This window comes from Pseudorhizobium halotolerans (assembly GCF_902153235.2).
Lineage (GTDB): Bacteria > Pseudomonadota > Alphaproteobacteria > Rhizobiales > Rhizobiaceae > Neorhizobium > Neorhizobium flavum.
In genome coordinates this window covers 428,749-451,580 of record NZ_CABFWE030000016.1, presented here as the reverse complement: position 1 = coordinate 451,580, position 22,832 = coordinate 428,749, and the positions used below count along the sequence as shown (strand labels likewise).

Annotated in this window: 21 protein-coding genes; 11 read left to right on the top strand and 10 right to left on the bottom strand. The window is 63.1% G+C overall.

Annotated features, from left to right (window positions below):
* The 4 genes from ppdK to FN060_RS22440 form a co-directional block, all read right to left on the bottom strand.
* The gene (ppdK, locus tag FN060_RS22455; RefSeq protein WP_142590113.1) at positions 1-2,691 is read right to left on the bottom strand and encodes a pyruvate, phosphate dikinase; all 2,691 of its coding nucleotides are present in this window, start codon (positions 2,689-2,691) and stop codon (positions 1-3) included.
* Between the two features lie 106 nt (positions 2,692-2,797).
* Positions 2,798-6,259, bottom strand: coding sequence for a chromosome segregation SMC family protein (locus FN060_RS22450; RefSeq protein WP_142590112.1), 3,462 nt, complete (start codon positions 6,257-6,259; stop codon positions 2,798-2,800).
* Between the two features lie 63 nt (positions 6,260-6,322).
* Positions 6,323-7,021 (bottom strand): DsbA family protein, encoded by a 699-nt coding sequence (locus FN060_RS22445; RefSeq protein ID WP_142590111.1) that lies wholly within the window; start codon positions 7,019-7,021, stop codon positions 6,323-6,325.
* Between the two features lie 127 nt (positions 7,022-7,148).
* Entirely contained in the window at positions 7,149-7,619 is a 471-nt protein-coding gene (locus FN060_RS22440) for a DUF721 domain-containing protein (protein WP_142590154.1), read from the bottom strand.
* A 119-nt stretch (positions 7,620-7,738) separates the two neighbouring features.
* Here FN060_RS22440 and mutY point away from each other — a divergent pair, with 119 nt between their 5' ends.
* Together mutY and FN060_RS22430 are read left to right on the top strand one after the other, a co-directional pair.
* The gene (gene mutY, locus FN060_RS22435; protein ID WP_142590110.1) at positions 7,739-8,872 is read left to right on the top strand and encodes an A/G-specific adenine glycosylase; all 1,134 of its coding nucleotides are present in this window, start codon (positions 7,739-7,741) and stop codon (positions 8,870-8,872) included.
* Positions 8,873-8,881: 9 nt separating this feature from the next.
* A complete protein-coding gene (locus tag FN060_RS22430; protein WP_142590109.1) occupies positions 8,882-9,496 on the top strand; it encodes an HAD family hydrolase in 615 nt (204 codons plus the stop codon).
* Between the two features lie 110 nt (positions 9,497-9,606).
* Here FN060_RS22430 and FN060_RS22425 read toward each other — a convergent pair whose 3' ends face one another.
* Positions 9,607-10,737, bottom strand: a complete 1,131-nt coding sequence (locus tag FN060_RS22425) for a site-specific DNA-methyltransferase (protein WP_142590108.1) — start codon at positions 10,735-10,737, stop codon at positions 9,607-9,609.
* Between the two features lie 143 nt (positions 10,738-10,880).
* Here FN060_RS22425 and FN060_RS22420 point away from each other — a divergent pair, with 143 nt between their 5' ends.
* Both FN060_RS22420 and FN060_RS23330 read left to right on the top strand, forming a co-directional pair.
* Positions 10,881-11,177: a nucleotidyltransferase family protein gene (locus FN060_RS22420; protein WP_142590107.1), complete on the top strand. Its 297-nt coding sequence runs from the start codon at positions 10,881-10,883 to the stop codon at positions 11,175-11,177.
* A gap of 76 nt (positions 11,178-11,253) precedes the next feature.
* A complete protein-coding gene (locus tag FN060_RS23330; protein ID WP_342345195.1) occupies positions 11,254-11,610 on the top strand; it encodes a HepT-like ribonuclease domain-containing protein in 357 nt (118 codons plus the stop codon).
* On the opposite strand, the gene FN060_RS22410 is transcribed toward FN060_RS23330, so the two are convergent.
* Together FN060_RS22410 and FN060_RS22405 are read right to left on the bottom strand one after the other, a co-directional pair.
* Entirely contained in the window at positions 11,525-11,872 is a 348-nt protein-coding gene (locus FN060_RS22410) for an antibiotic biosynthesis monooxygenase family protein (protein ID WP_142590106.1), read from the bottom strand. The two genes, FN060_RS23330 and FN060_RS22410, sit on opposite strands and share 86 nt — an antisense overlap.
* Complete coding sequence (locus tag FN060_RS22405) at positions 11,869-12,198, bottom strand: NIPSNAP family protein (protein WP_142590105.1); 330 nt, start codon at positions 12,196-12,198, stop codon at positions 11,869-11,871. The genes FN060_RS22410 and FN060_RS22405 overlap by 4 nt, the downstream gene beginning before the upstream one ends.
* A 70-nt stretch (positions 12,199-12,268) precedes the next feature.
* Here FN060_RS22405 and FN060_RS22400 point away from each other — a divergent pair, with 70 nt between their 5' ends.
* Both FN060_RS22400 and FN060_RS22395 read left to right on the top strand, forming a co-directional pair.
* Complete coding sequence (locus FN060_RS22400) at positions 12,269-12,952, top strand: ArsR/SmtB family transcription factor (protein WP_142590104.1); 684 nt, start codon at positions 12,269-12,271, stop codon at positions 12,950-12,952.
* A gap of 75 nt (positions 12,953-13,027) precedes the next feature.
* The gene (locus FN060_RS22395; RefSeq protein WP_142590103.1) at positions 13,028-13,717 is read left to right on the top strand and encodes an HAD family hydrolase; all 690 of its coding nucleotides are present in this window, start codon (positions 13,028-13,030) and stop codon (positions 13,715-13,717) included.
* Positions 13,718-13,778: 61 nt separating this feature from the next.
* Here the strand turns inward: FN060_RS22395 and FN060_RS22390 are convergent, their stop codons facing one another.
* On the bottom strand, positions 13,779-14,330 hold the full coding sequence (locus tag FN060_RS22390; RefSeq protein ID WP_142590102.1) for a PilZ domain-containing protein: 552 nt from the start codon (positions 14,328-14,330) through the stop codon (positions 13,779-13,781).
* A gap of 147 nt (positions 14,331-14,477) precedes the next feature.
* Between FN060_RS22390 and thrC the strand changes: the two genes are divergently transcribed.
* From thrC to FN060_RS22370, 4 genes are all read left to right on the top strand, one after another.
* Positions 14,478-15,875: a threonine synthase gene (gene thrC / locus FN060_RS22385; protein ID WP_183949843.1), complete on the top strand. Its 1,398-nt coding sequence runs from the start codon at positions 14,478-14,480 to the stop codon at positions 15,873-15,875.
* 27 nt (positions 15,876-15,902) lie between these two features.
* Positions 15,903-17,201, top strand: a complete 1,299-nt coding sequence (locus FN060_RS22380) for a M16 family metallopeptidase (protein ID WP_142590100.1) — start codon at positions 15,903-15,905, stop codon at positions 17,199-17,201.
* A 117-nt stretch (positions 17,202-17,318) separates the two neighbouring features.
* Positions 17,319-17,930 (top strand): GNAT family N-acetyltransferase, encoded by a 612-nt coding sequence (locus FN060_RS22375; RefSeq protein WP_077548091.1) that lies wholly within the window; start codon positions 17,319-17,321, stop codon positions 17,928-17,930.
* Positions 17,927-20,833, top strand: coding sequence for an EAL domain-containing protein (locus FN060_RS22370; RefSeq protein WP_142590099.1), 2,907 nt, complete (start codon positions 17,927-17,929; stop codon positions 20,831-20,833). The genes FN060_RS22375 and FN060_RS22370 overlap by 4 nt, the downstream gene beginning before the upstream one ends.
* A 74-nt stretch (positions 20,834-20,907) precedes the next feature.
* Here the strand turns inward: FN060_RS22370 and FN060_RS22365 are convergent, their stop codons facing one another.
* Together FN060_RS22365 and FN060_RS22360 are read right to left on the bottom strand one after the other, a co-directional pair.
* Positions 20,908-21,099, bottom strand: coding sequence for a CsbD family protein (locus FN060_RS22365; RefSeq protein WP_142590098.1), 192 nt, complete (start codon positions 21,097-21,099; stop codon positions 20,908-20,910).
* Positions 21,100-21,177: 78 nt separating this feature from the next.
* Positions 21,178-21,783, bottom strand: a complete 606-nt coding sequence (locus FN060_RS22360; protein WP_142590097.1) for a YqgE/AlgH family protein — start codon at positions 21,781-21,783, stop codon at positions 21,178-21,180.
* 292 nt (positions 21,784-22,075) lie between these two features.
* Here FN060_RS22360 and FN060_RS22355 point away from each other — a divergent pair, with 292 nt between their 5' ends.
* Complete coding sequence (locus tag FN060_RS22355; RefSeq protein ID WP_244665914.1) at positions 22,076-22,786, top strand: protein-disulfide reductase DsbD domain-containing protein; 711 nt, start codon at positions 22,076-22,078, stop codon at positions 22,784-22,786.
* The last annotated feature ends 46 nt before the right edge of the window (positions 22,787-22,832 follow it).

Below are 22,832 nucleotides of genomic sequence, written 5' to 3'. Positions count from 1 at the left end.
TCACCCAGTTCGGCTTGCGCTGCCCCTTCGCTGTGCGATCGCTGCCTGCGCCGCCGCAAGGCGGGCGATCGGCACGCGGAAGGGGGCGCAGGATACGTAGTCAAGGCCGGTCTGCTCGCAGAAGGTGATCGAGGCCGGGTCGCCGCCATGCTCGCCGCAGATACCAAGCTTCAAGCTCGGGCGGGTTGCACGGCCCCGTTCCGCGGCGATCCGGATCAGTTCGCCGACCCCGTCGAAATCCAGTGAGACGAAGGGATCCTCTTCGAGGATGCCCTTCCGCTGGTAGGTCGGGATAAAGGCCGCGGCGTCATCACGCGACATGCCGAAAGTCGTCTGGGTCAGGTCGTTCGTACCGAAGGAAAAGAATTCGGCCGTCTCTGCAATCACGTGGGCCCGCAGGGCCGCGCGCGGCAGCTCGATCATCGTACCGGCAAGATAGTTGATCGACATGCCGGCCTCCCGGCTCACCTCACTTGCCACGCGATCGATGCAGTCCTTGACGTAGTCGAGTTCCGAGCGAAGCCCGACCAGCGGTACCATGATCTCCAGTTCGACAGCCTCGCCCGTCGACCGAGCGGCAGCCACGGCCGCCTCGAAGATCGCACGCGCCTGCATGGCGGCGATCTCCGGATAGGAGATGGCAAGCCGGCAGCCTCGATGGCCAAGCATCGGGTTGAACTCGTGAAGCGCATCGATCCGGCGGCGCAGGAAGGCCGGCTCCAGATCCATCGCCCGTGCCACCTCGGTAATCTCCTCGTCCGACTTCGGCAGGAATTCGTGGAGCGGCGGGTCGAGCAGGCGGATCGTCACCGGCAGGCCATGCATGATCGCGAAGAGCTCGGTGAAGTCCGATCGCTGCATCGGCAGGAGCCGATCAAGCGCCTCGCGACGGCCCGCTTCATCCTCTGCAAGGATCATCTCGCGCATCACCTGGATGCGGTCGCCCTCGAAGAACATGTGTTCGGTCCGGCACAGACCGATTCCCTCCGCGCCGAAGGAGCGTGCCGAGCGGGCGTCCTGCGGCGTGTCGGCGTTCGTGCGCACGGACATGCGGCGCGCCTTGTCGGCCCATTCCATGAGGCGGCCGAAGTCGCCGGAAAGCTCCGGCTGGATCATCGGGACGTTACCGCGAAGCACCTGCCCCGACGAGCCGTCGAGGGTGATCGTGTCGCCGCGACCGAGGATCACGCCACCAGGACACAGCAATTGCTCGTTGCGCAGATCAACCCTTATCGTGCCTGCCCCGACGACGCAGGGGATGCCCATACCGCGGGCCACGACGGCCGCATGGCTGGTCATCCCGCCTCGGGTCGTCAGGATGGCCTCGGCCGCATGCATGCCGTGGATGTCCTCCGGGCTCGTCTCGATCCGCACCAGGATGACCTTGCGGCCTGCAGCCTCGGCCTCCACTGCCTCCTCTGCCGTAAAGACGATCTCGCCAGCCGCCGCGCCGGGGGATGCGGGCAGGCCGGATCCCAGCACCACCCGTTCGACCCTGGGATCAATGGTCGGATGCAGGAGCTGGTCGAGCGAGGGCGGTTCGATGCGCGACACCGCCTCCTCCTGCGTAATCACGCCCTCGTCCACCAGATCGACGGCGATCTTCAGGGCGGCACGCGTGGTGCGTTTGCCGGAACGGGTCTGCAGCATCCAGAGCTTGCCGCGCTCAACGGTGAACTCGAGATCCTGCATGTCTCGATAATGGGCTTCCAGCCGATCGCAGATCGCCTTGAATTCGCGGAACGTGTCCGGCATCAGCTTTTCCATCGACGGCTTGTCGGAGCCGGAGGAAATACGCCCATCCTCGGTGAGCGAATGAGGGGTTCTGATCCCCGCCACGACATCCTCGCCCTGCGCATTGACCAAGAACTCGCCGTAAAGCTCCTTCCTGCCAGTGGAGGGATTGCGCGTGAAGGCGACACCGGTCGCCGAGGAGGAACCGAGATTGCCGAAGACCATGGCCTGCACGTTGACGGCCGTGCCCCAGTGTTCGGGGATGCGGTGGAGGCTGCGATAGGTCGTGGCGCGGGGATTGGTCCAGCTCGAGAAGACCCCGGCAATCGCCTGCCAGAGCTGCACGTGCGGATTCTGCGGGAAGCTCTCGCCCAATTCCTCCTCGATCACCTGCTTGTACAGGCTGACGACGTGCTGCCATTCGACGGAGGAAAGATCAGTGTCGTATTCATGGCCATACCGGGCTTTCTCGTCCTCGAGGATTTCCTCGAAGACCTCATGGTCCAGTCCCATGACGACATCGGCATACATCTGAATGAAGCGCCGGTAGCTGTCCCAGGCAAAGCGGGCATCCCCGGCATCGTGGCCGAGCGCCTGAACCGTCTCGTCATTCAGTCCGAGGTTGAGGACCGTGTCCATCATGCCGGGCATGGACGCACGGGCGCCCGAGCGGATGGACAGGAGGAGCGGGCGGGTCGAGCCGCCGAAGGTCCTGCCGGTCTCCGCCTCCATGGCGGATATTCCCTCCAGGACCTGTTCCTTCAGCCCGTCGGGAAGCGTCTTGCCGTTCTCGAAATACCAGGCACACGCGTCGGTAACGATCGTCAGACCGGGAGGAACGGGCAGTCCCAGGCTTGCCATCTCTGCCAGGTTGGCACCCTTGCCGCCCAGCATCGCGACATCGGCCACGCCTCCCTCGGCCTTTCCTCCACCGAAGCGGTAAACCCACTTCTTCATCAAACGCTCTCCACCCGCCTCGCTTGTCTCAGGACGCATACAGCTTTTGCAGCCGTTTGAAAACGCGTGAGGGTCGGATTATGTTGCAACGCAACAATCGCGGGGATCAGACCGCCTCGCGCAGCAGTTCGGCCGTCTGCAGGTCGACGGATACGAGCTGCGAAACCCCCTGCTCCGCCATGGTGACGCCGAAGAGGCGGTTCATGCGGGCCATGGTGATGGGGTTATGGGTGATGATGACGAAGCGGGTCTCGGTGGAGGCAGCCATCTCATCCATCAGGTTGCAGTAGCGCTCGACATTATGGTCATCGAGCGGCGCGTCCACTTCGTCGAGCACGCAGATTGGTGCCGGGTTGGTGAGGAAAACCGCAAAGATCAGGGCCATCGCAGTCAGCGCCTGTTCGCCGCCGGACAGGAGCGTCATAGTCTGCGGCTTCTTGCCCGGCGGCCGGGCCAGGATCTCAAGGCCCGCCTCCAGCGGATCATCCGATTCGATCAGCTGCAGTTCGGCAGTCCCGCCGCCGAAGAGATGGGTGAACAGTCGCTGAAACTCGGTATTGACGACATCGAAGGCGGCGATCAGCCGCTCACGGCCCTCACGATTGAGGCTCTGGATCGCTCCGCGCAGCTTGCGGACGGCATCGATGACATCGTCCCTTTCGCGGATCAGCGCGTCCAGCTTGTCCGAAAGCTCCTTCTGCTCCTCGTCCGCGCGCAGGTTTACGGCGCCCAGCCGCTCCCGCTCCATCTTCAGGCGATCCACCTCGCGCTCGATGTCGCGCATGTCGGGAAGCTCTGCGCCCGGCGCCAGACCGGCAAGCCGCAGCACTTCCTGCGGGGCTACTCCGAGCGCCTGCTGGATCGAGACCTCGCTATCGTGACGACGTTCGGCAGCGGATACGAGCCGCTCTTCAGCACGACCTCGCTTCTCACGGGCTTCGGCAAGCTCCGAGAGCGCCGTGGCTGCCAGCCGGTCCGCCTCACGCTGCCGCGTCTCGGCTTCCGCAAGGCGATCGGCAGCGGCCCGCCGCCCCTCTTCGGCCTTCTGAAGCTCGGTGAGAAGCATGCGGCGGCGCTCATCAAACTCCTCGGGCGCCGCCTCCAGGTCGACAAGTTCCTCGCGCGCCTCCTCCTCGCGTTCGCGCAGGGTCGCCACATGATCCTCGGCGCTCGCTGCGCGTGCCTGCCATGCGGAACGTTCCTGGGCGATCGCCGCCAAGCGGCGCCTACGCCCCTCGGTCTCGCGGCTCAGCCCCTCGAACCGGGCACGCGCCTCGGCCAGGATACCGCGGTCCGTCGCGACTGCCGCCTGCTGGTCCCGCAGACGCTCATCCAGCGCTGACAGATCGGGGGCGTCCTCCAGTTCAACCCGAGCATTCTCTTCCTGTAGCCGCACCTCCTCGATCTGGCCGCGAACCTGGCTCAGCGCCTCCGCGACGACATCGCGGCGACGCAAGAGATCGCCTGAAGCCCGCTCGGCGGCTGCAAGTGCCTCCCGCGCTTCCGCGAGCCGGCGAGACCCCATGCGGCTACGATCCCGTGCCTCGGCGAGACGGGCTTCGCCGGTGGTAATTCCGGCTGCGGCGTCGGAGAGAGCTTCCTCCGCATCCGCGAGCACGATCCGCGCCTCCTCCAGCTCCCCTTCCAGTTCAGCGAGACGGTTCTTCTGCGAGAGCCTTAGTGCTGCCGCTCCGGGCGCTTCAGATCCGGCGATATGTCCGTCCCAGCGGTAGACTGCCCCTTCCCGCGTCACCAGCCGCTGGCCGGGCTTCAGTTGCGGCATCAGCCGCAGAGCATCCTCCTGCGCAACCACGCCGATCTGGGCAAGACGGCGCGTCAGTTCTGGGGGCGCAGTCGCGCGCTGAAGCAGCGGCTCGCATCCGGCAGGCAGCGCCGGATCCTCTGCGACGTCGCCGTTCTTCGTCCAATATGCCGGAGCGCCGGGATCCGTCGAGCTTTCCAGATCGTCGCCCAGGGCCGCACCGAGGGCGGCCTCATAGCCCCGGTCGACGCGAATCGCCTCCGCCACGGGAGAAAAATCGCCGGAGGCTTCAGAGGCTGCCAACATCTTGGAGATGGTGCGCGCTTCGGTCTCCACAGCGTTCAGGCGCGAGCGCGCAGTTTCCACGGGCTTTCGAGCCATGGCTTCGGACGAGCGGGCGGACGCAAGTGCCACCTCGGCCTCTTCCACAGCCGCGCCAGCCTCTTCCAAGGCGAACTCCGCTGCTTCGACGGCCTCGCGACGCTCGGCGGGATCGTCTAGATCAGCCAGTCTTCCGGCGATCGCCTGCAGTTCCGCCTCGGCATCCTGTCGCTGACGATCGAGCCGATGGTGACGCTCGCCGATGTCGCGGATCAGCCGTTCAAGCTGCGTGCGCGACGCTGCCGCCTCGGCCTTCTCGGCCGTAATCGCTGCGAAAAGCTTTTCGCTCTCCGACAGGACCGCCGCGGCCGTCTGGAACGCCTCCTGCAGATCCTCTGCCTCGGCTCCGGAACCGGCGAGGAGTTCGTTGATCTCTCCCTCCTCGTCGTCGAGTTTGGCCAGGAAGGAAGCATTGTCCTGAACCAGGCGCTCCTCGCGTCGGATATCCTCCGCCAGCTGCAGCAGGCGCCGCGAAAGCTCGTCGCGTCGCTTCATGAGACGGCCGGCCTCGTCGTCGAGCTGGGTGCGGGCGATCTGGACCCGCTGCAGCGCGGCTCCGGCCTTGGCTTCTTCCTCCCGCAGTTCCGGCAGCTTCAGGCCAGCGATCGCCTGGGCCTTCGCCGCCTCCATCTGCGCCTGCGCCTTCTCGGCGACCACCATTGTTGCCTGGTTGAGAGCGGTGTTCGCTTCCGCCTCCGCCTCCGTCGCCTGAGCCCAGCGGATATGCAGCAGCATAGCCTCGCGGGCGCGGATATCGGCCGACAGCATCTTGAAGCGGTTTGCCTGGCGCGCCTGACGCTTTAGGCTTTCGATCTGGCTTTCCAGCTGCGCCGTCACGTCTTCGAGCCGCTCCAGATTGCCTTCGGCTGACCGCAATCGCAATTCGGCCTCGTGACGGCGAGAATGCAGACCGGATATCCCGGCCGCCTCTTCGAGCAGCTGGCGGCGTGCCTGCGGCTTGGCGTTGATCAGCTCGCCGATCCGGCCCTGCCCGACCATGGAGGGCGAGCGCGCGCCCGTCGATGCATCGGCAAAGAGAAGCTGGACATCCTTGGCGCGGGCTTCCTTGCCATTGATCCGGTAGACCGAACCATTCTCCCGCTCGATGCGGCGCGATACCTGGATCTCATCGGAATCATTGAAGGCGGCAGGTGCGGTCCGGTCGGAATTGTCGAGGAAGAGCATGACCTCCGCCGTATTGCGGGCAGGTCGGTTTCCGGAGCCGGAGAAGATGACGTCGTCCATGCCGGACGCGCGCATGTTCTTGTAGGAATTTTCCCCCATCACCCAGCGGAGCGCCTCGACAAGGTTGGACTTGCCGCAGCCATTGGGGCCGACCACGCCGGTCAGGCCGCGCTCAATGATGAATTCCGTGGGTTCGACGAAGGACTTGAAGCCGAGGACGCGCAGCTTATTGAACTTCATGCCGCGCACCGAAGGAAGGAAGCGGCCGCACCGGTGCGACCGCCGCTCATGTCATGAACGGGCTCAGAGAAGGCTGTCGATAAGAGCCGACATGCTTTCAACAGACATGGCCCCCGCATAGCGCTTACCGTTGATGAGGAATGTCGGCGTCGAATTGACGCCGAATTCGTCGGCACCGCGCTTCATCGTCGCGTTCACATCATCGAGAAGTTTCTGGTTCGTCAAGCAGGCCTGGAAAGTCTCCTGTGAGAAACCGGCGAGTTTCGACATCTGCAGCAGGGCTGCGCGGCCATCCTGTGCTCCGGCCCAGGCTTCCTGTTGCTTCATCAGCATGGAAACCATCGGGAAATACTGTGCCGGTGTGCTTGCTTCTTCAGGCTTGGTCGGATTGCAGCGTGCCAGCATGAAGGCCGCAGCAGCGCGCGGATCGAAGGGGAACTCGCGGATGATGAAGCGGGCCTTGCCGGTATCCACGTAGTTCTTCTTGATCTCGTCGAACGTATTGTTGTGGAAGGTCGCGCAGTGCGGGCAGGTCATCGACATGTACTCGACGATGGTGACGGGTGCGTTTTCTTCCCCGATCGCCATTTCCGGCAGCGGACCGGGCTTGACGACCTCCGCCATGTCCACGTCACCCTGGGACTCCGGCAATTCCTGGGCAAAAGCTTCAGTTGCAGCGAGCGGAAGGGCCAGAACCAGAGCCGTGGCTGCCACGCCTCCGAGAAGAGCGCGCCGGGTAAGGGTGACTTCGGTCTTTTTCATCGAACACCTGCCTTAACTTCAAATTTGCCGCCATCCGTATCCTGCCGCCCGGAAGCGAACAAGGGATGGCTTCGTGAAATTCTTCAAAGCTTTGTGACAGCCTGAAGCTGAACAGCGCCTGTACATTTCAGCGCTTCTTTTGAAGAACAGCTGTGCCGAGCCGGGTGACCGCCTTCTTCAGCGCATCGTTATCGATCCCCTCCATCATGTCCTCCAGCCGTCTCGCCGCCTCCCCCTTCAGCGGCGGTAAAGCGCGCCGGTGTCGGACGGCCTGGGAGACGGGCTTCTGGACAATGCGGATCTGGCGCACAGCCGGGAAGCCGAAGAAGGCGTTGATGCGGGCGATCAGTTCCCCCTGTGCATGGGTCAGGAAGAGAGCCCGCGCACCTTCGCAGGCGATCGTCAGGACGCCCGCCTGATAGCCGCCTGCCTCGTCTGAGGCGTCGCGCCTGGGCCAGGCGATCTTCTCCGGGCGGCTGCAATCGGCGAATTCCTCGCCGGCGATCTCGTCCCAGGAGCCCAGCAGGGCGGTGGAGATGCCGGCGCGCCGCGCAAGCACGGGATCGATGATGCCGTTCGCGACTTCCGCAATCTGCATCTCGCGCTTGCGAGCAAAGGTCTTCGCTTCGTTGGCCAATCGACAATCCTTCCGCAAGTCCGCGAACCGGAGGCGGTCTCACCACGGCACGCCGCTCAGCTCTCGTTGACGGCGTGATCATGGAGACGATAGGAGAGCATCTAGACCAGACGCACAGGCATTTCCAGCACGTGACCACTCCCCCGGCCATCATACGGCAATTGATCGCATGGTACGACAGGCACCATCGCGACCTGCCATGGCGCGTGACGCCCACCGCGGCGGCGCAGGGAAAACGTCCCGACCCGTACCATATCTGGCTGTCGGAAGTGATGCTGCAGCAGACCACGGTTCAGGCGGTGAAGCCCTATTTCGCCAAGTTCCTGGCCGCGTGGCCTACCGTAGCGGATCTGGCGGCGGCCCCGACCGAGGATGTGATGGCCGCCTGGGCCGGGCTCGGTTACTATGCCCGCGCCCGTAACCTGAAGAAATGCGCGGAGGCCGTGGCCGGGTTGTACGGCGGGGTATTCCCCGATACCGAAGACGGCTTGCGGGCGTTGCCCGGCATCGGCGATTACACGGCTGCCGCCGTTGCCGCGATCGCCTTTAACCGCCCTGCCGTCGTCATGGACGGCAATGTGGAGCGGGTTGTCTCCCGCCTCTACGCGATAGATGCACCCCTTCCCGGATCGAAACCGCTGATGAAAACGCGCGTGCGGGACCTGACGCCGGAGGACCGCCCTGGTGACTTTGCCCAGGCCATGATGGATCTCGGCGCGACCATCTGCACGCCGAAAAGGCCCGCCTGCGCCATCTGTCCCCTTCGCGACCACTGCCTGGCATTTTCCGAGCACGACCCGGAGCGGTTTCCGGTGAAAGCGGCGAAGAAGGAAAAACCAGTGCGTTTCGGCGCCGCCTTCGTGGCCGTCAATCCGGAAGGAGAGGTCCTGCTGCGACGGAGGGTCGACAGCGGGCTCCTTGGCGGCATGACGGAGGTCCCGACGACCGACTGGACCGCCCGCCAGGACGGTGGCCAGACCGCCGACCACGCTCCCTTTCGATCTGCCTGGCAATCCTGCGGGACGGTGACCCACGTGTTCACGCATTTCGAACTGCGGCTCTCGGTGTTCCGGGCCAAAGCCGACGAGACCATTCATCCCGGGGGATGGTGGGAACCGGTCGCCAATCTCGGGGCGCAGGCCTTGCCGACCGTCATGAAAAAGGTCATCAGCCAGGCTATTCCCCTGGCTTTCGAGAAAGATCCCAACCGCTAAGGAAATATGATGGCAGGCCCGATCGACCATATCGTCTTCGACATCGGCAAGGTGCTGATCCACTATGACCCGAACCTTCCCTATCGCCGGCTCATTCCCGACGATGCAGAGCGGGCATGGTTCTTCGAGAATGTCTGCACCCACGACTGGAACCTCGAACAGGACCGCGGACGGAGCTGGGAGGATGCCGAGGCCCTGCTAATCGAGCAGTTTCCCGAAAAGGAGGAGCAGATCCGCTACTTCCGGCGGTACTGGCACGAGATGGTGCCCTATGCCTACGGGGACAGCGTCGCAATCATGGAAGGATTGATCGATGCCGGGCGGGACGTCACCATGCTGACGAACTTCGCGGCCGACACGTTCCGTCACGCCCGCGAGATGTATCCATTCCTCAACAAGCCGCGCGGCGTGACCGTTTCCGGAGAGATCAAGCTCATCAAGCCCGACGTCGCGATCTATCAGAAGCACGCGCGGGATTTCGACCTCGCCCCGGAAGCGACACTCTTCATCGACGACTCGTTGGCCAACGTCAAAGGCGCACGAGCAGCCGGCTGGCAGGCGGTGCATTTCACCGGCGCCGAGAAACTGAGGTGCGACCTTGCCTCCCTCGGCATCGATGACTGAACAAGATTGACGCCCGGAGGTCAGCCTCCTCCGGGCGTCAATTATCCCCAGCCGGGACTAGAGGTACAAAACCGGCCGGGGAAGCCAAAGCCTCGCGTGACGGTGGATCGTCAGTCGAGGTTCGCCAAGCCGCTGCGGATGACCGATCGCAACTCATCGATCGGCTTCAGAGCAGACGCTTCCTCATAATGCCAGAAGGTCCAGCCGTTGCAGGCGTCCAGACCCTGCACCTTCGCCCCAAGCCGGTGGATGGAGCCCGCCTCGCCACCGGCGGCCAGCGTTCCGTCGGCACGGATGATGGCACTCCAGCGGCGCTTGGCATCCGTCAGGACCTGGCCCGGTTTCACGAGGCCGCTTTCCAAGAGCGTGTTGAAGGCGACCCGCGGCTCGGCCTTCTTGCCGGTCATCACCGTCAGTTCCGCCTTGCCGAGCGGCTCGACCGACGCGATCCGCGCCGATGCAGCTTCGATATAGTCCTGCTCGCGCTCGATGCCGACGAAGTTGCGGCCGAGGCGCTTGGCGACGGCGCCGGTCGTGCCGGTGCCGAAGAATGGATCCAGGATGACGTCGCCGGGCTTGGTCGAGGCCATGATGACGCGGGCGAGCAGCGCTTCCGGCTTCTGCGTCGGGTGCACCTTCTTACCGTCTTCACCCTTCAAGCGCTCGCCGCCAGAGCAGATCGGGAAGAGCCAGTCGGAGCGCATCTGCACGTCGTCATTGGAGGCCTTGAGGGCATCGTAGTTGAACGTGTAGGATTTGGCCTTGGGGTCGCGGCTTGCCCAGATCATCGTTTCATGGGCGTTCTGAAAACGGCGGCCCTTGAAATTCGGCATCGGGTTCGTCTTGCGCCAGACGATGTCGTTGAGGAGCCAGAAGTTCAGGTCCTGCAGCATGGCGCCGACGCGGAAGATGTTGTGGTAGGAGCCGATCACCCAAATAGTGCCGTTCGGCTTCAGAACCCGGCGGCAGGCAAGCAGCCATGCCCGGGTGAAGGCGTCATAGGCCTGGAAGGAGGCGAACTGGTCCCAGTCGTCGTCGACTGCATCGACCAGCGACTGGTCCGGGCGGTGAAGCGTACCCCCGAGTTGCAGGTTGTAGGGAGGGTCGGCGAAGATCGCGTCGACCGAATGATCGGGCAGCGCCTCGAGTGCGGCGACGCAGTCGCCCTTGATGATGGTATTGAGCCAGGTGCCCGGCCGATCCTGCTGACGCAGATCGGCAAGCGGAAGGACTGCTGCCATGGGATACTCGCTGTTACGCTTACTCGGTACTTTACTGTCCGTTATGGTTACCCATGTTGGTTACCAAAGCCTGAAGGTGACAGCGATTTCGCGAATTATCTGCCTCTATGGCAACGAAGCTTCGAGTACGGTAGAATTTCCGCATGAAGAGAAGCGAGGCGATCGAGAAGCTGAAAGCAAAGGCGGACGCCATAAAGGCGCGTGGCGCCACGTCGCTTTACCTGTTCGGTTCGGTGGCCCGCGACGAGGCAAGCGATACGAGTGACCTCGACCTGTTCATCGATTATGATCCCGAAAGCGACTTCAATGCGCTTGACCTTGTTGGCATCAAGCTTCTCCTGGAGGATGAACTCCACCACTCCGTTGACATCACGACACGTGACAGCCTTCACCCAGTGCTGAGGAGCCGGATCGAAACGAACGCTTTGCGAGTGTTCTAGTGGCGCGGGAGGTTCGTCATTTCATCGCGGATATCGTTCGAGCAATCACCGTCGTAGATCAGGCAGTCGGAGGTAAATCATTCGACGATTACCAGAGGGACAGCGTCTACGATTTGCAGTCGAACGCGCGATCGAAATCGTCTCCGAGGCAAGCCGCAGAATACCGGACGAGTTGCTGGCGGTTCGCCCCGAGATCGAATGGCGGAGGGTACGTGGCATCGGAAATGTTCTGAGGCATGAGTACCACGGCCTTTCGGACAAGATTATCTGGGGTGTGGTTGTCGATGAGCTTCGAAAAGCTGCGTATCGCCATGCAAGCCATAGACGAGGCCGCAGCCAAAGATTGATTATCCATCATGCAGCGCCCGGCTGTCCTCCGGCGCCTCCGCGCGCTCGAACATGCCGTAGTCGCGGACCACGTGGCCGATCCTGAGGCGGTAGTCTGCGAAGATGCCGTTGCGGCCCGCCTGCTGCGCCGCCCTGTGCGCCTCCAGGTTCCGCCATTGGCGGACTGCTTCCTCATCGCGCCAGAAGGAGAGCGACAGGATCTTGCCGCGCATGGTCAGGCTCTCGAACCGCTCGATCGAGATGAAGCCGTCGATCTTTTCCAGCTCCGCCCGCAGCTCTCCCGCAAGATCCAGATATCGATGGCGCTCGCCCATGTAGGGCACGACTTCGAAGATAACCGCGATCATGGCTTCACCACAGGAGCGTGCGGCAGGGAGACGTTCTTCAGGAAGATGCGATCCTCGCGCAGGATGAAGCGCTCACGGCTCGCAAACCTGTAGTTCTCCTGCCCCAGCGGATCCTGCGCAAGGCGCTGCCGATAGGCTTCGTAGGCGGCAAGGCTTTCGATATTGTAGATGCCGTAGGCAGTGGTGGCGGATCCCTCATGGGGCGCGAAATACCCGATGAGGTCGGCGCCGCAGCGGGGAATGGCCTCTCCCCAGTTTCGCGCATAGTCAGCAAAAGCGTCCTTCGCGAAGGGGTCAAGCTCGTAGCGGATGAAGCAGGTGATCATGGTTATCTCCAATTGAACGCCTACAGGATAGCGCCTTGTCTGTCGCATATGCTTCGGCTACGATCGAACTATGAAAGAAGGCCCTGACATTGCCCGCATCGGCACCCTCATTGGGGACCCAGCCCGCGCCAACATGCTGACGGCACTGATGGGCGGGCAGGCGTTGACGGCAACCGAACTGGCGCAGGCCGCCGGCGTGACGCTGCAGACGGCAAGCTCCCACCTGTCAAAACTGGAAGAGGGCGGGCTGGTGCACCAGCGCAAGCAGGGGCGGCATCGCTATTTCGCGCTGGCCGATGCGGCGACGGGAGCGCTGCTGGAGACGATCATGGGCTTTGCTGCCAGCCGCGGGCATCTCCGCCACCGACCGGGCCCGAAAGACCCGGCGCTCCGCAAGGCGCGGGTGTGCTACGATCACCTCGCTGGCGACTATGGCGTTCGCATGCTCGACAGCCTCATTCGAAGTGGCGCCATCGCGGACACGGGAGGCGAGCTTATCGTCACCGAGACCGGCCGCGAAGGCCTGCACAGGATCGGCGTCGATCTCGATGCCCTGACCGCCTCGCGGCGTCCCCTGTGCAAGTCCTGCCTCGACTGGAGCGAACGCCGCTCGCACCTCGCCGGCACACTCGGAAAGGCGCTGCTTTCCCGCTTTCTTAGCGAGGGCTGGGCAAAGCGCAGCGACAACAGCCGGGCGGTCCACTTCACCCAGACAGGTGAGCGCCAATTTCTCGCCCTCTTTCCGTTGGAATAGACAGCCCCCACATTGTGGCCGGCGCCGCCGTGATGTAGAGCGCCCTCGTCCTCCCCAGCCAAAGAGTTTTCCATCATGAGCGGTTTCGACCTCATCATCTTCGACTGCGACGGCGTGCTCGTCGATTCCGAAATCATCGCAGCACAGGTCGAATCGAAGCTGCTGACAGAGGCCGGCTATCCCATCAGCGTCGAGGAGATGGGCGAGCGCTTTGCCGGTATGACCTGGCGCAACATCCTTCTGCAGGTCGAGAAGGAGGTCGACATCCCCCTCTCCGCTTCACTCATCGACAAGTCGGAAAAGCTTCTCGATGCCCGTCTCGCCCGCGACGTTAAGATAATCGAAGGGGTGACGTTCGCACTGTCGCGGCTGACGACGCAGAGATGCATCTGCTCGAACTCCAGCGCGCACCGGCTGGACATGATGCTGGAGAAGGTCGGCCTGAAGCCCTACTTCGCCCCGCACATCTTTTCCGCGAAGGACCTCGGGCCCGACCGTGTGAAGCCGAAGCCGGACATCTTCCTGCATGCCGCACAGCAATTCGACGTGTCGCCTTCAAACGTGCTGGTCATCGAGGATTCCGTCCACGGCATCCACGGCGCGCGGGCAGCGGGCATGCGAGTCGTGGGCTTCACAGGCGCGTCGCACACTTATCCGAGCCATGCCGACCGGCTCACCGATGCGGGTGCTGAAACGGTGATCTCGCGGATGATGGACCTGCCGGCCGTGACCGCGGCGCTGACCGAATGGGCCGGCGCCCTCTGAGGTTGTCTATTCCAAAGCAATCCCGGACGTGAAACCGGCTTCCACGTTTGCTGGAACAGCTTTATCGCTTCGAGCCGGTGTCGAAGCCGAGGCGGACGCGCGTGAAGCGTGAGGCGCCCCCTTGCGCATTCGGGATCTGCACATCGGGCTTGCTGAAGACGAACTGAGTGCCCGTGGTCGGCAGTTCCACCGGGAAGCTAACGGTCTGCGAATAGATCACGTTGTCGCCGTCAACCACTTCCACGAGCACGGGAAGGTTCACCTGTCCGGCGCTCACCGCCGGGCCTGCCACGATACGCCCCTGCGCAACGACGTTGATGGTTATCGTCGTCTCGTTTGCGGTGCAAGCGCGCGTCGCATCGGCGAGCGAGGCTTGATACATCAGCTTTTCGGGATTGTCCTGACCGCCGCGGGCATAGGCCCGATGGATCGCCGTTTCCTCGCGCATCACAACGGGCGGGCAGAATGCCTGGACGACGGGCGTGGGCTCGGCCTGCGCCGTAGCGGCTGGCGCAGCGCCCGTGAGGCCCGAAGTGGGTGAGGATGAGTTGCAGCCGGCAAGCACGGCCAGAAGCGATACCGACAGAAGACTACGCGCTGTTGTACCAATCACTGTACTCGATCCTCTCCATACAATTCCGGCTCGACCATTCGGGTCTGCACCAAACGCGCCGAAAGATGCTGTCTTCCGGCCTTTCGCCGCCGATTTTAGTGGTCTATATCAGCGGCGCGAACAAAAATCGATTGGGGATTGAAGGTAGTGGAGTACATTTCTACCCGCGGAGAAGCACCGGTTCTCGGCTTCCGTGATGCGCTTCTCGCAGGCCTCGCGCGCGATGGCGGCCTCTATGTGCCGCGTGAGTGGCCGGTCCTGACGAAGCGGGAGATCCGGGGCCTGCGCGGCAAGTCCTACCAGGAGGTGGCGTTCGAGATCCTGCGCCACTTCACGGGCGAGGAGATCCCTGCCGACAAGCTGCGGTCCATGATCGACGAAGCCTATGCCACCTTCCGGCATCCCGCCGTTGCACCACTGGTGCAGACGGGGCCGAATGATTTCGTTCTTGAGCTTTTCCATGGCACGACCTTGGCTTTCAAGGACGTCGCCATGCAGTTGCTTGCGCGGCTGATGGACCATGTCCTTGCCGAGCGCGGCGAGCGGGCCACGATCGTCGGTGCGACATCCGGCGACACGGGCGGCGCGGCAATCGATGCATTCGCGGGGCGTGACCGGACCGATATCTTCATTCTCTTCCCCAAGGGAAAGGTGTCGCCGGTCCAGCAACGCCAGATGACCACGTCGCCGGATGCCAACGTGCATGCGCTGGCGATCGAAGGCAATTTCGACGACTGCCAGACGCTGGTGAAGGAGATGTTCAACGATGCGGGCTTCCGCGACCGCGTCAGGCTTTCGGGCGTGAACTCAATCAACTGGGCCCGCATCATGGCCCAGGTCGTCTACTACTTCACGGCAGCGCTATCGCTCGGCGGCCCTGACCGGAAGATCTCCTTTACGGTTCCGACCGGAAACTTCGGTGACATCTTTGCCGGCTACGTCGCCAAGCGCATGGGCCTGCCCATCGAGCGGCTGGTGATCGCCACGAACGACAACGACATCCTTGCTCGCACCCTGAAGACCGGTCGCTACGAAATGCGCGCCGTCAAGGCGACTACTTCGCCTTCGATGGACATCCAGATCTCGTCCAACTTCGAGCGACTTCTGTTTGAGGCCCATGGACGCGACTCGGTGGCCGTTCGTGCCGCCATGGCTGGCCTCAAGCAGTCCGGCGCCTTCGAAATAGAGACGAATGCCCTGAAGGCGATCCGACGTGAGTTCCGCGCTGCACGAGCGACTGAAAAGCAGGTCGCTGCGACAATCCGCGAAACGCTGGCCGATACGGGGTACCTGCTCGACCCGCACACGGCGACCGCCGTCTTCGTGGCCAGGAAGCACGCAAAACCAAGCAGCCCCATGGTAACATTGGCCACGGCCCACCCCGCCAAGTTCCCGGCCGCGGTAAAATCCGCTTGCGGAATTGACCCGGCGCTCCCATCATGGCTCGGCGATCTCATGAACAGGGAGGAGCGCTTCGACATCCTGCCTGCGGAGATCAGGGCCGTCGAGAAGTTCATCGGCGACCATGCCCGTGCAGGTAAGTGAATGGCGGCAGCGCCAGAAAGACAAGCGATGAATGTACAGGTAACCCGGCTTTCTTCCGGGTTGACGGTTGTAACCGAGGCAATGCCCCATCTGGAGAGCGTCGCCCTCGGCGTGTGGATCAAGTCCGGCTCTCGCAACGAGACCGAAGACGAACACGGGATTGCCCATCTCCTCGAGCACATGGCGTTCAAGGGCACAGCAAGGCGCAGCGCCCGCGACATTGCCGAGGAAATCGAGAATGTCGGCGGGGAGCTGAATGCTGCCACCTCCACGGAGACGACCTCCTACTATGCGCGCGTGCTCAAGGACCATGTACCGCTGGCCGTCGATCTTCTGGCCGACATCCTGACAGAGTCCCTGTTCGACGAGGAGGAGTTGCGGCGGGAAAAGCACGTCATCCTGCAGGAGATCGGCGCTGCGAACGATACGCCCGACGATGTCGTGTTCGACAAGTTCTCCGAGATCGCCTATCGGCACCAGACGATAGGACGACCTATCCTGGGCACGCCCGAGACGGTGAAGAGCTTCACGCCGACGCAGATCCGCAACTACCTTTCACGCAACTACACCACCGACCGCATGTTCGTCGTGGCGGCAGGCGCGGTCGACCACGACCAGTTCTGCAAGCAGGTCGAGGAGCGGTTTGCAGGCCTGCCGCTGACGCCCAGCGCCCCGCCTGTTCTCGAGACTGCCCGTTATACCGGCGGGGAGATGCGGGAAGTGCGCGATCTGATGGATGCGCAGCTTCTCATCGGCTTCGAGGGCAAGGCCTACCACATGCGGGACTTCTACTGCTCGCAGATCCTCGCCAACATCCTCGGCGGCGGCATGTCATCGCGCCTCTTCCAGGAGGTGCGCGAGCATCGCGGCCTGTGCTACTCGGTCTACTCGTTCCACTGGGGCTTTTCCGATACCGGCATCTTCGGGATCCATGCCGCGACAGGGGGCGAGGACATTCCGCAATTGCTGCCGGTCATCATCGAGGAACTGCGCAAGGCCTCCGATACGATCCATGAGCAGGAGATCGACCGGGCCCGGGCGCAGATCCGCGCGCAGCTGCTGATGGGACAGGAAAGCCCCGCCGCGCGCGCCGGACAGATCGCCCGCCAGATGATCCTTTACGGCCGGCCGATCCCCAACCATGAGATGATGGAACGGCTCCAGGGGATCACCACGCAGCGGCTGACGGACCTCTCCGGGAGACTGTTCTTCGACACCAAGCCCACGCTTTCTGCCGTCGGTCCGATCGACAAGCTTGCTTCGATGGAGGAGATTTCCGTGAGTCTTGCGCCCTCCGCGAAGGCGGGGGAGCGGGCCGCGGGCTAAGCACCGCTGCTGAAGGGACCTCAGCCCGGTCTCAGCTTCAAACCAACGCGGCCGAGGCCCTCGGCAGCGTCCTTCACAGACCGCGCGCTCGCCGCCCGACGACCATCTGGAGTGGACATGACGGGATCGATCTTTCGGTTTTTGTCACGACAGCCGCAGGGCCCTCTTCTGTATGGCGAAAGCCATCTGCTTCGCCTTCCGCAAAACCGCGATTTCCCACAATGGTCGGACCTGCGAGCGGAAAGCCGCGGCTTTCTCCAGCCCTGGGAGCCGACCTGGCGGGACGACGAACTGTCGGAAGCCTCGTTCCGGGCACGGGTGAAGCGCAGCAGCGAGGAATATCGGGCGGGCTATGCGATCCCACTGCTGCTCTTCAGTCGTCCCGACCTGACGCTGCTCGGGGGACTCACCATTGGCTATATCCGGCGCGGCGCCGCCCAGAGCTGCATGATCGGCTACTGGATGGGTGAGCGCCATGCCGGCCAGGGGCACATGCTCGCCGCCCTTAAAATCGCCATCCCCTACATCTACGGGCAACTTCAGTTGCACCGGATTGAAGCAGCCTGTATTCCGGAAAACTGGAAGAGTGTCCGGTTGCTGGACAAAGCCGGATTCGAGCGAGAAGGTCTTTTGCGAAAATATCTGAAGATCAACGGGGAATGGCGCGATCACGTGATGTTCTCCCGACTGCCGGAAGATGGTGAATTCGGGAAGATGACGCGGCCATGAATGTCCGCAGTCTGACCAGGCTTTCCTCGCGCGTGATGCTGTTCCTTCTCGCTGCATTCGTAGCGAGCGCCGCCCCCTTTGCATCCGATGTCCACGCCGCCGAGCCGGTGAAGATCTCCCGGGACGATACCGCTCTCGATCTCACCGAGATGACGGACATTTATACCAATCAGGGAGAGGCCTTCCAGGTCTCCACGGCAGCTGGTGCCGACGGCATCCGCCGTCGCATCGAGGTTCGCTCCAGCTCGCCGACACACCAGGGGGACTGGGCGGTTTTCGCCTTGGCCAACGTGTCCGAGGAACAGCTCGAGCGTGTGATCGTGGCGCCGCATTTCCGTCTGGTCGGTTCGAAGATGTTCTGGCCCGACCTCGGCTCGCAACGCATCATGGCCATCACCCCGAGCGAGGGCTTCGCTCTTGACCGCGAACCCAGCCCCGATGCCGACGTCTTCCGGATCACGCTCAACCCCGGGTCCGTCATCACCTTCGTCGCAGAGCTTTCGACCCCTTCCCTGCCGCAGCTCTATCTTTGGGAGCCGGCCGCCTACAAGGATACGGTCAACGCCTTCACGCTCTATCGCGGCATTGTACTGGGCATCGCTGGACTGCTCGCAGTGTTCCTGACCATTCTCTTCGTCGTCAAGGGCACATCCATGCTGCCGGCGGCAGCGGCGCTCGCCTGGGCGGTGCTTGCCTATATCTGCGTCGATTTCGGCTTCCTGGACCAGTTGATCAGCATCACGGCCAGCGACCAGCGCGTATGGCGTGCCTGTGCCGAGGTCGCCCTCGCCTCCAGCTTGGTTATCTTTCTCTTTACCTACCTCAATCTCAATCGCTGGCACGTCAATCTCGGCTACGCGACACTGGCCTGGATCTTCTGCCTCGCCCTCCTCTTCGGGGTCGCCATATACGACCCCTCCGTCGCGTCAGGAATTGCGCGCCTGTCGTTCGCACTGACGGCGACGGCCGGGATACTGCTGATCGTCTACCTCGGTCTCAACCGCTACGACCGGGCGATCCTGCTCGTCCCCACCTGGGCGCTCACCCTTGTCTGGCTGTTCGGCGCCTGGCTGACCGTGACGGGCCAGCTCGACAACGACATCATCCAGCCGGCACTCGGTGGAGGGCTGGTCCTCATCGTGCTTCTCATCGGCTTCACGGTCATGCAGCACGCCTTTGCCGGCGGTGCCTATCAACAGGGCCTGTTCTCGGACCTGGAGCGCCAATCGCTGGCGCTGACCGGCTCCGGCGACACCGTATGGGATTGGGATGTCGCACGCGACCGGGTGGTGACGATCCCGGATGTCTCGCTCAAGCTCGGGCTGCCCGCCGGACTGATGCATGGGCCGGTTCGCAACTGGCTGCCCCGGCTCCACCCCGACGACCGCGACCGTTTCAAGGCCACGCTCGACGTCCTGCTGGAACACCGGCGCGGCAGACTGGCCCACGAATTCCGGCTGCGGGCGGAGGACGGACACTTCCACTGGATGCAGATCCGCGCGCGTCCCGTCCTCGGCTCCGACGGCGAGATCATCCGTTGCGTCGGCACCATCATCGACATCACGGAACAGAGGAATTCGGTCGAACGGCTGCTGCAGGATGCCATGCATGACAACCTGACGGGCCTTCCGAACCGGCAGGTCTTCCTCGACCGGCTGCAGGCCGTGCTGACGCTCGCTTCGAGCAGCGATAGCGTCCGGCCGACGGTGATGGCGATCGACATCGACCGCTACAAGCAGGTCAACGATGCCCTTGGGATCGCCGCGGGCGACAACATCCTGATTGCCCTGACGCGCCGCCTCCGCCGCCTCCTGCGCCCGCAGGATACGCTGGCCAGGCTTGCCGGCGATCAGTTCGGACTGATCCTGGTGTCCGAGCAGGATCCCGTGAAGGTGGCTGATTTCGCCGACGCGATTTCCAAGGCGATTATGGTGCCTATCAATTTCGCCAATCGCGAGATTATCCTGACGGCCTCTATCGGGCTGGCGTCCTGGGTGGACCAGCAGGAAAGCGGCAACGAGCTGCTCAGCAATGCCGAGCTCGCCATGTATCGGGCCAAGCGCGGCGGCGGCAACCGGGTGGAGCCCTTCCGGCCGATCTTCCGCTCCTCGGGTACGGACCGACTGCAAATCGAGACGGACCTGCGTCGCGCCATCGAGCGGAAGGAACTGTCGCTCGCCTACCAGCCGGTCATCCGGCTGAGCGATGGCGAGGTTGCCGGTTTTGAGGCGCTGCTGCGCTGGGACCACCCGCGCAAGGGCAGCATTCCGCCATCCGAGTTTATTCCGATCGCCGAAAGCTCCGACCTTATCGAGCCGCTCGGCATGTTTGCCCTCGAACGGGCGTCGAGTGACCTGATCGGCTGGCAGCGCCAGACGGGCGACCTGCCGATCTTCGTCGCAGTCAATCTTTCCAGCGCCCAGGTGTTGAACAACGGCCTCTACAATGACGTGCGGGCCTTGCTGGCAAAGAGCGAATGCGACCCGCGCCAGCTCAAGCTGGAGCTGACTGAGTCCGTGATGATGGAGAATCCGGAACAGGCGCGGCTCGTCCTGACGAAGCTGAAGGAACTGGGGATCGGGCTTGCGCTCGATGACTTCGGAACCGGCTACTCGTCGCTCGCCTATCTGACGCAGTTCCCGTTCGACACCATCAAGGTGGACAAGGCGCTCGTTCGAGACGTTCGAGAAAGGCGGGCTGTCCTGCTTCGGTCCGTCATCGCGATGGCGCGTGCTTTGGAGATGGCCGTCGTCGCAGAAGGCATCGAAACCGACGAGGATGCGGCCGAACTTGCGAAGATGGGCTGCCAGTTCGGCCAGAGCTTCCTGTTTGGGCCACCGACCAGCAGCGAGGCGACGCTGCGGCTTCTCAGGGAGCGGTTCCCGCTGACGAAGCGGGCATAGGATAGGGGAATCCAAGCACGAAAAAGCCCCGCGCCATCGTTGGTGCGGGGCTTTTGTTATCAAGCTCCAGCCTGTTAGGCCCGGTCGACGACGTTCTTGACGCCTTCCTTCAGTTCGCCCTTGGCCTGCTGGCCGTGGCCCTTGGCTTCCTGTGCGGCGCCCTTGGCTTCCATCTCACGATCGTCCATTGCGTCGCCGGCAGCCTGCCGCGCCTTGCCGGCCAGTTCGTTAGCCTTGCCTGCCATCTTGTCGCTGGTGCTACCCATGTCTTGTTCTCCTTGTCGACGGCACAATTGCCTTCGTCAGGATAACGTGGCGGGCCGGGCTTCGTTCCGCCAAACGGATCACGCGTGGCCGACGTCTGTCGACAAGGCTTCGGGCGTGACGCCCAGCAAGGCCAGCGCCCGGTCGTATTTCGTGTCGAGCGCGGTATCGAAAATCAATGCCTCGGTCGCCGGGCAGTTCAACCATCCATTGTTCGAAAGCTCCGCTTCGAGCTGGCCTGGTCCCCAGCCCGCATAGCCGAGCAGCATGGTAGCCCGCTTCGGTCCCCGTCCTTCAGTGATCGCGCGCACGATATCGAGCGTCGCTGTCAGCGAAATATCCTCGTTGACGGGAATGCTGGATTCGCTCTCATAGTCGTCGGAGTGGAGGACAAAACCCCGCCCCGTCTCGACTGGTCCACCCATGAGCACAGGGAAACGACAAATTGTTTCAGGCAGTCCGGGAATGTCGCGCCCCTCCATCAGATCGAGATGAAGCAGGAGGTCAACGAAGGACACAGGTTGTGCGCGGTTGATGATGAATCCCATCGCGCCGGCGGGGGAATGGGCACATATGTAGATCACCGACCTCACGAAATTGCCGTCCTGCAGTCCAGGCATGGCGATCAGGAACTGGCCATCCAGAAAGCCTGGTTCGCCCGCATCCCGAAGACTTGTCTCGACCATCTGGACCTCCTTTGCCGCGTTCGACCCACCGTGCCGAAGCGAGCCTGACCTTTTGAAGATGGGGCAGCGCCCTGGCTCAATCAACCGAAAATGATCGGCGCCGCCAATCTGGTGACTGGCCTGATCTTAAAGGCTGAGGTAGAGCATTGCTTCCATGAGAACAGGCGCCGTCAGACACAGTTTCGCGAGCAGCCGGGCCACAAGCGTGGCTCTGGGCGTGGCAATCGCAGTCAGTCTCGGAGCGCCTGCCTTTTCCGAGACAACACCCTGGGCCACGAATGAGGGCGGGCGAATGCGGCTTGTCGCCCTGCCTCCTGCAAGCGATGGCACGATCCGCGGCGCGCTGCAGATCGAACCGAATCCAGGCTGGATGACCTACTGGAGGGAGCCTGGCGACGCCGGCATCCCGCCGCAACTGACCTTTCCCGAAGAAGCGGCGGTCCAACTGAAGAAGATGGAATATCCGGTGCCGAAGCGCATCGACAGCGGCGACCTGCGGGATATCGGCTACGATCACCCAGTAACGCTGCCGTTCGAACTCAAGGTGGAAGATATTAGCAAGCCGGTCAAGGTGGGCGTTTCGGCCTTCGTTGGGCTGTGCCGCAACATCTGCATTCCCTTCCAAGCGGATTTTGCCCTCGAGCTTGCAGATACCGGCCCGTCGATGGAGGAAGCCATGCTGCTCGCCTCCGCCGAAACACGCCTACCCGAGCCCGCCTCGGACGATTTCAAGGTGATCCATCACGCCCTTTCGGACGAGGATCTACTGAAGCTTCAGTTGCGACTGCCAGCCGAGACAGCCGGGGCCCCTCAGGTGATCGTAACCGGTCCGGAGGGCCACGCATTTTTCGACAGCGGCAAGGGAGAAGTGACAGGCCGCGACTACAGCCTCGACATCCCGATCGACAAACTGCCCCATGGATATGACGTCAAAGGCAAGACCTGGGGGGTACTGGTAATTGCCGGTGACCGGGCAATGGAAAGCTCGCTTGTCTTCAACTGAAGCATACCTATAGTGCCGATGAAGGCGCTGGGGCGCCCATCGATGA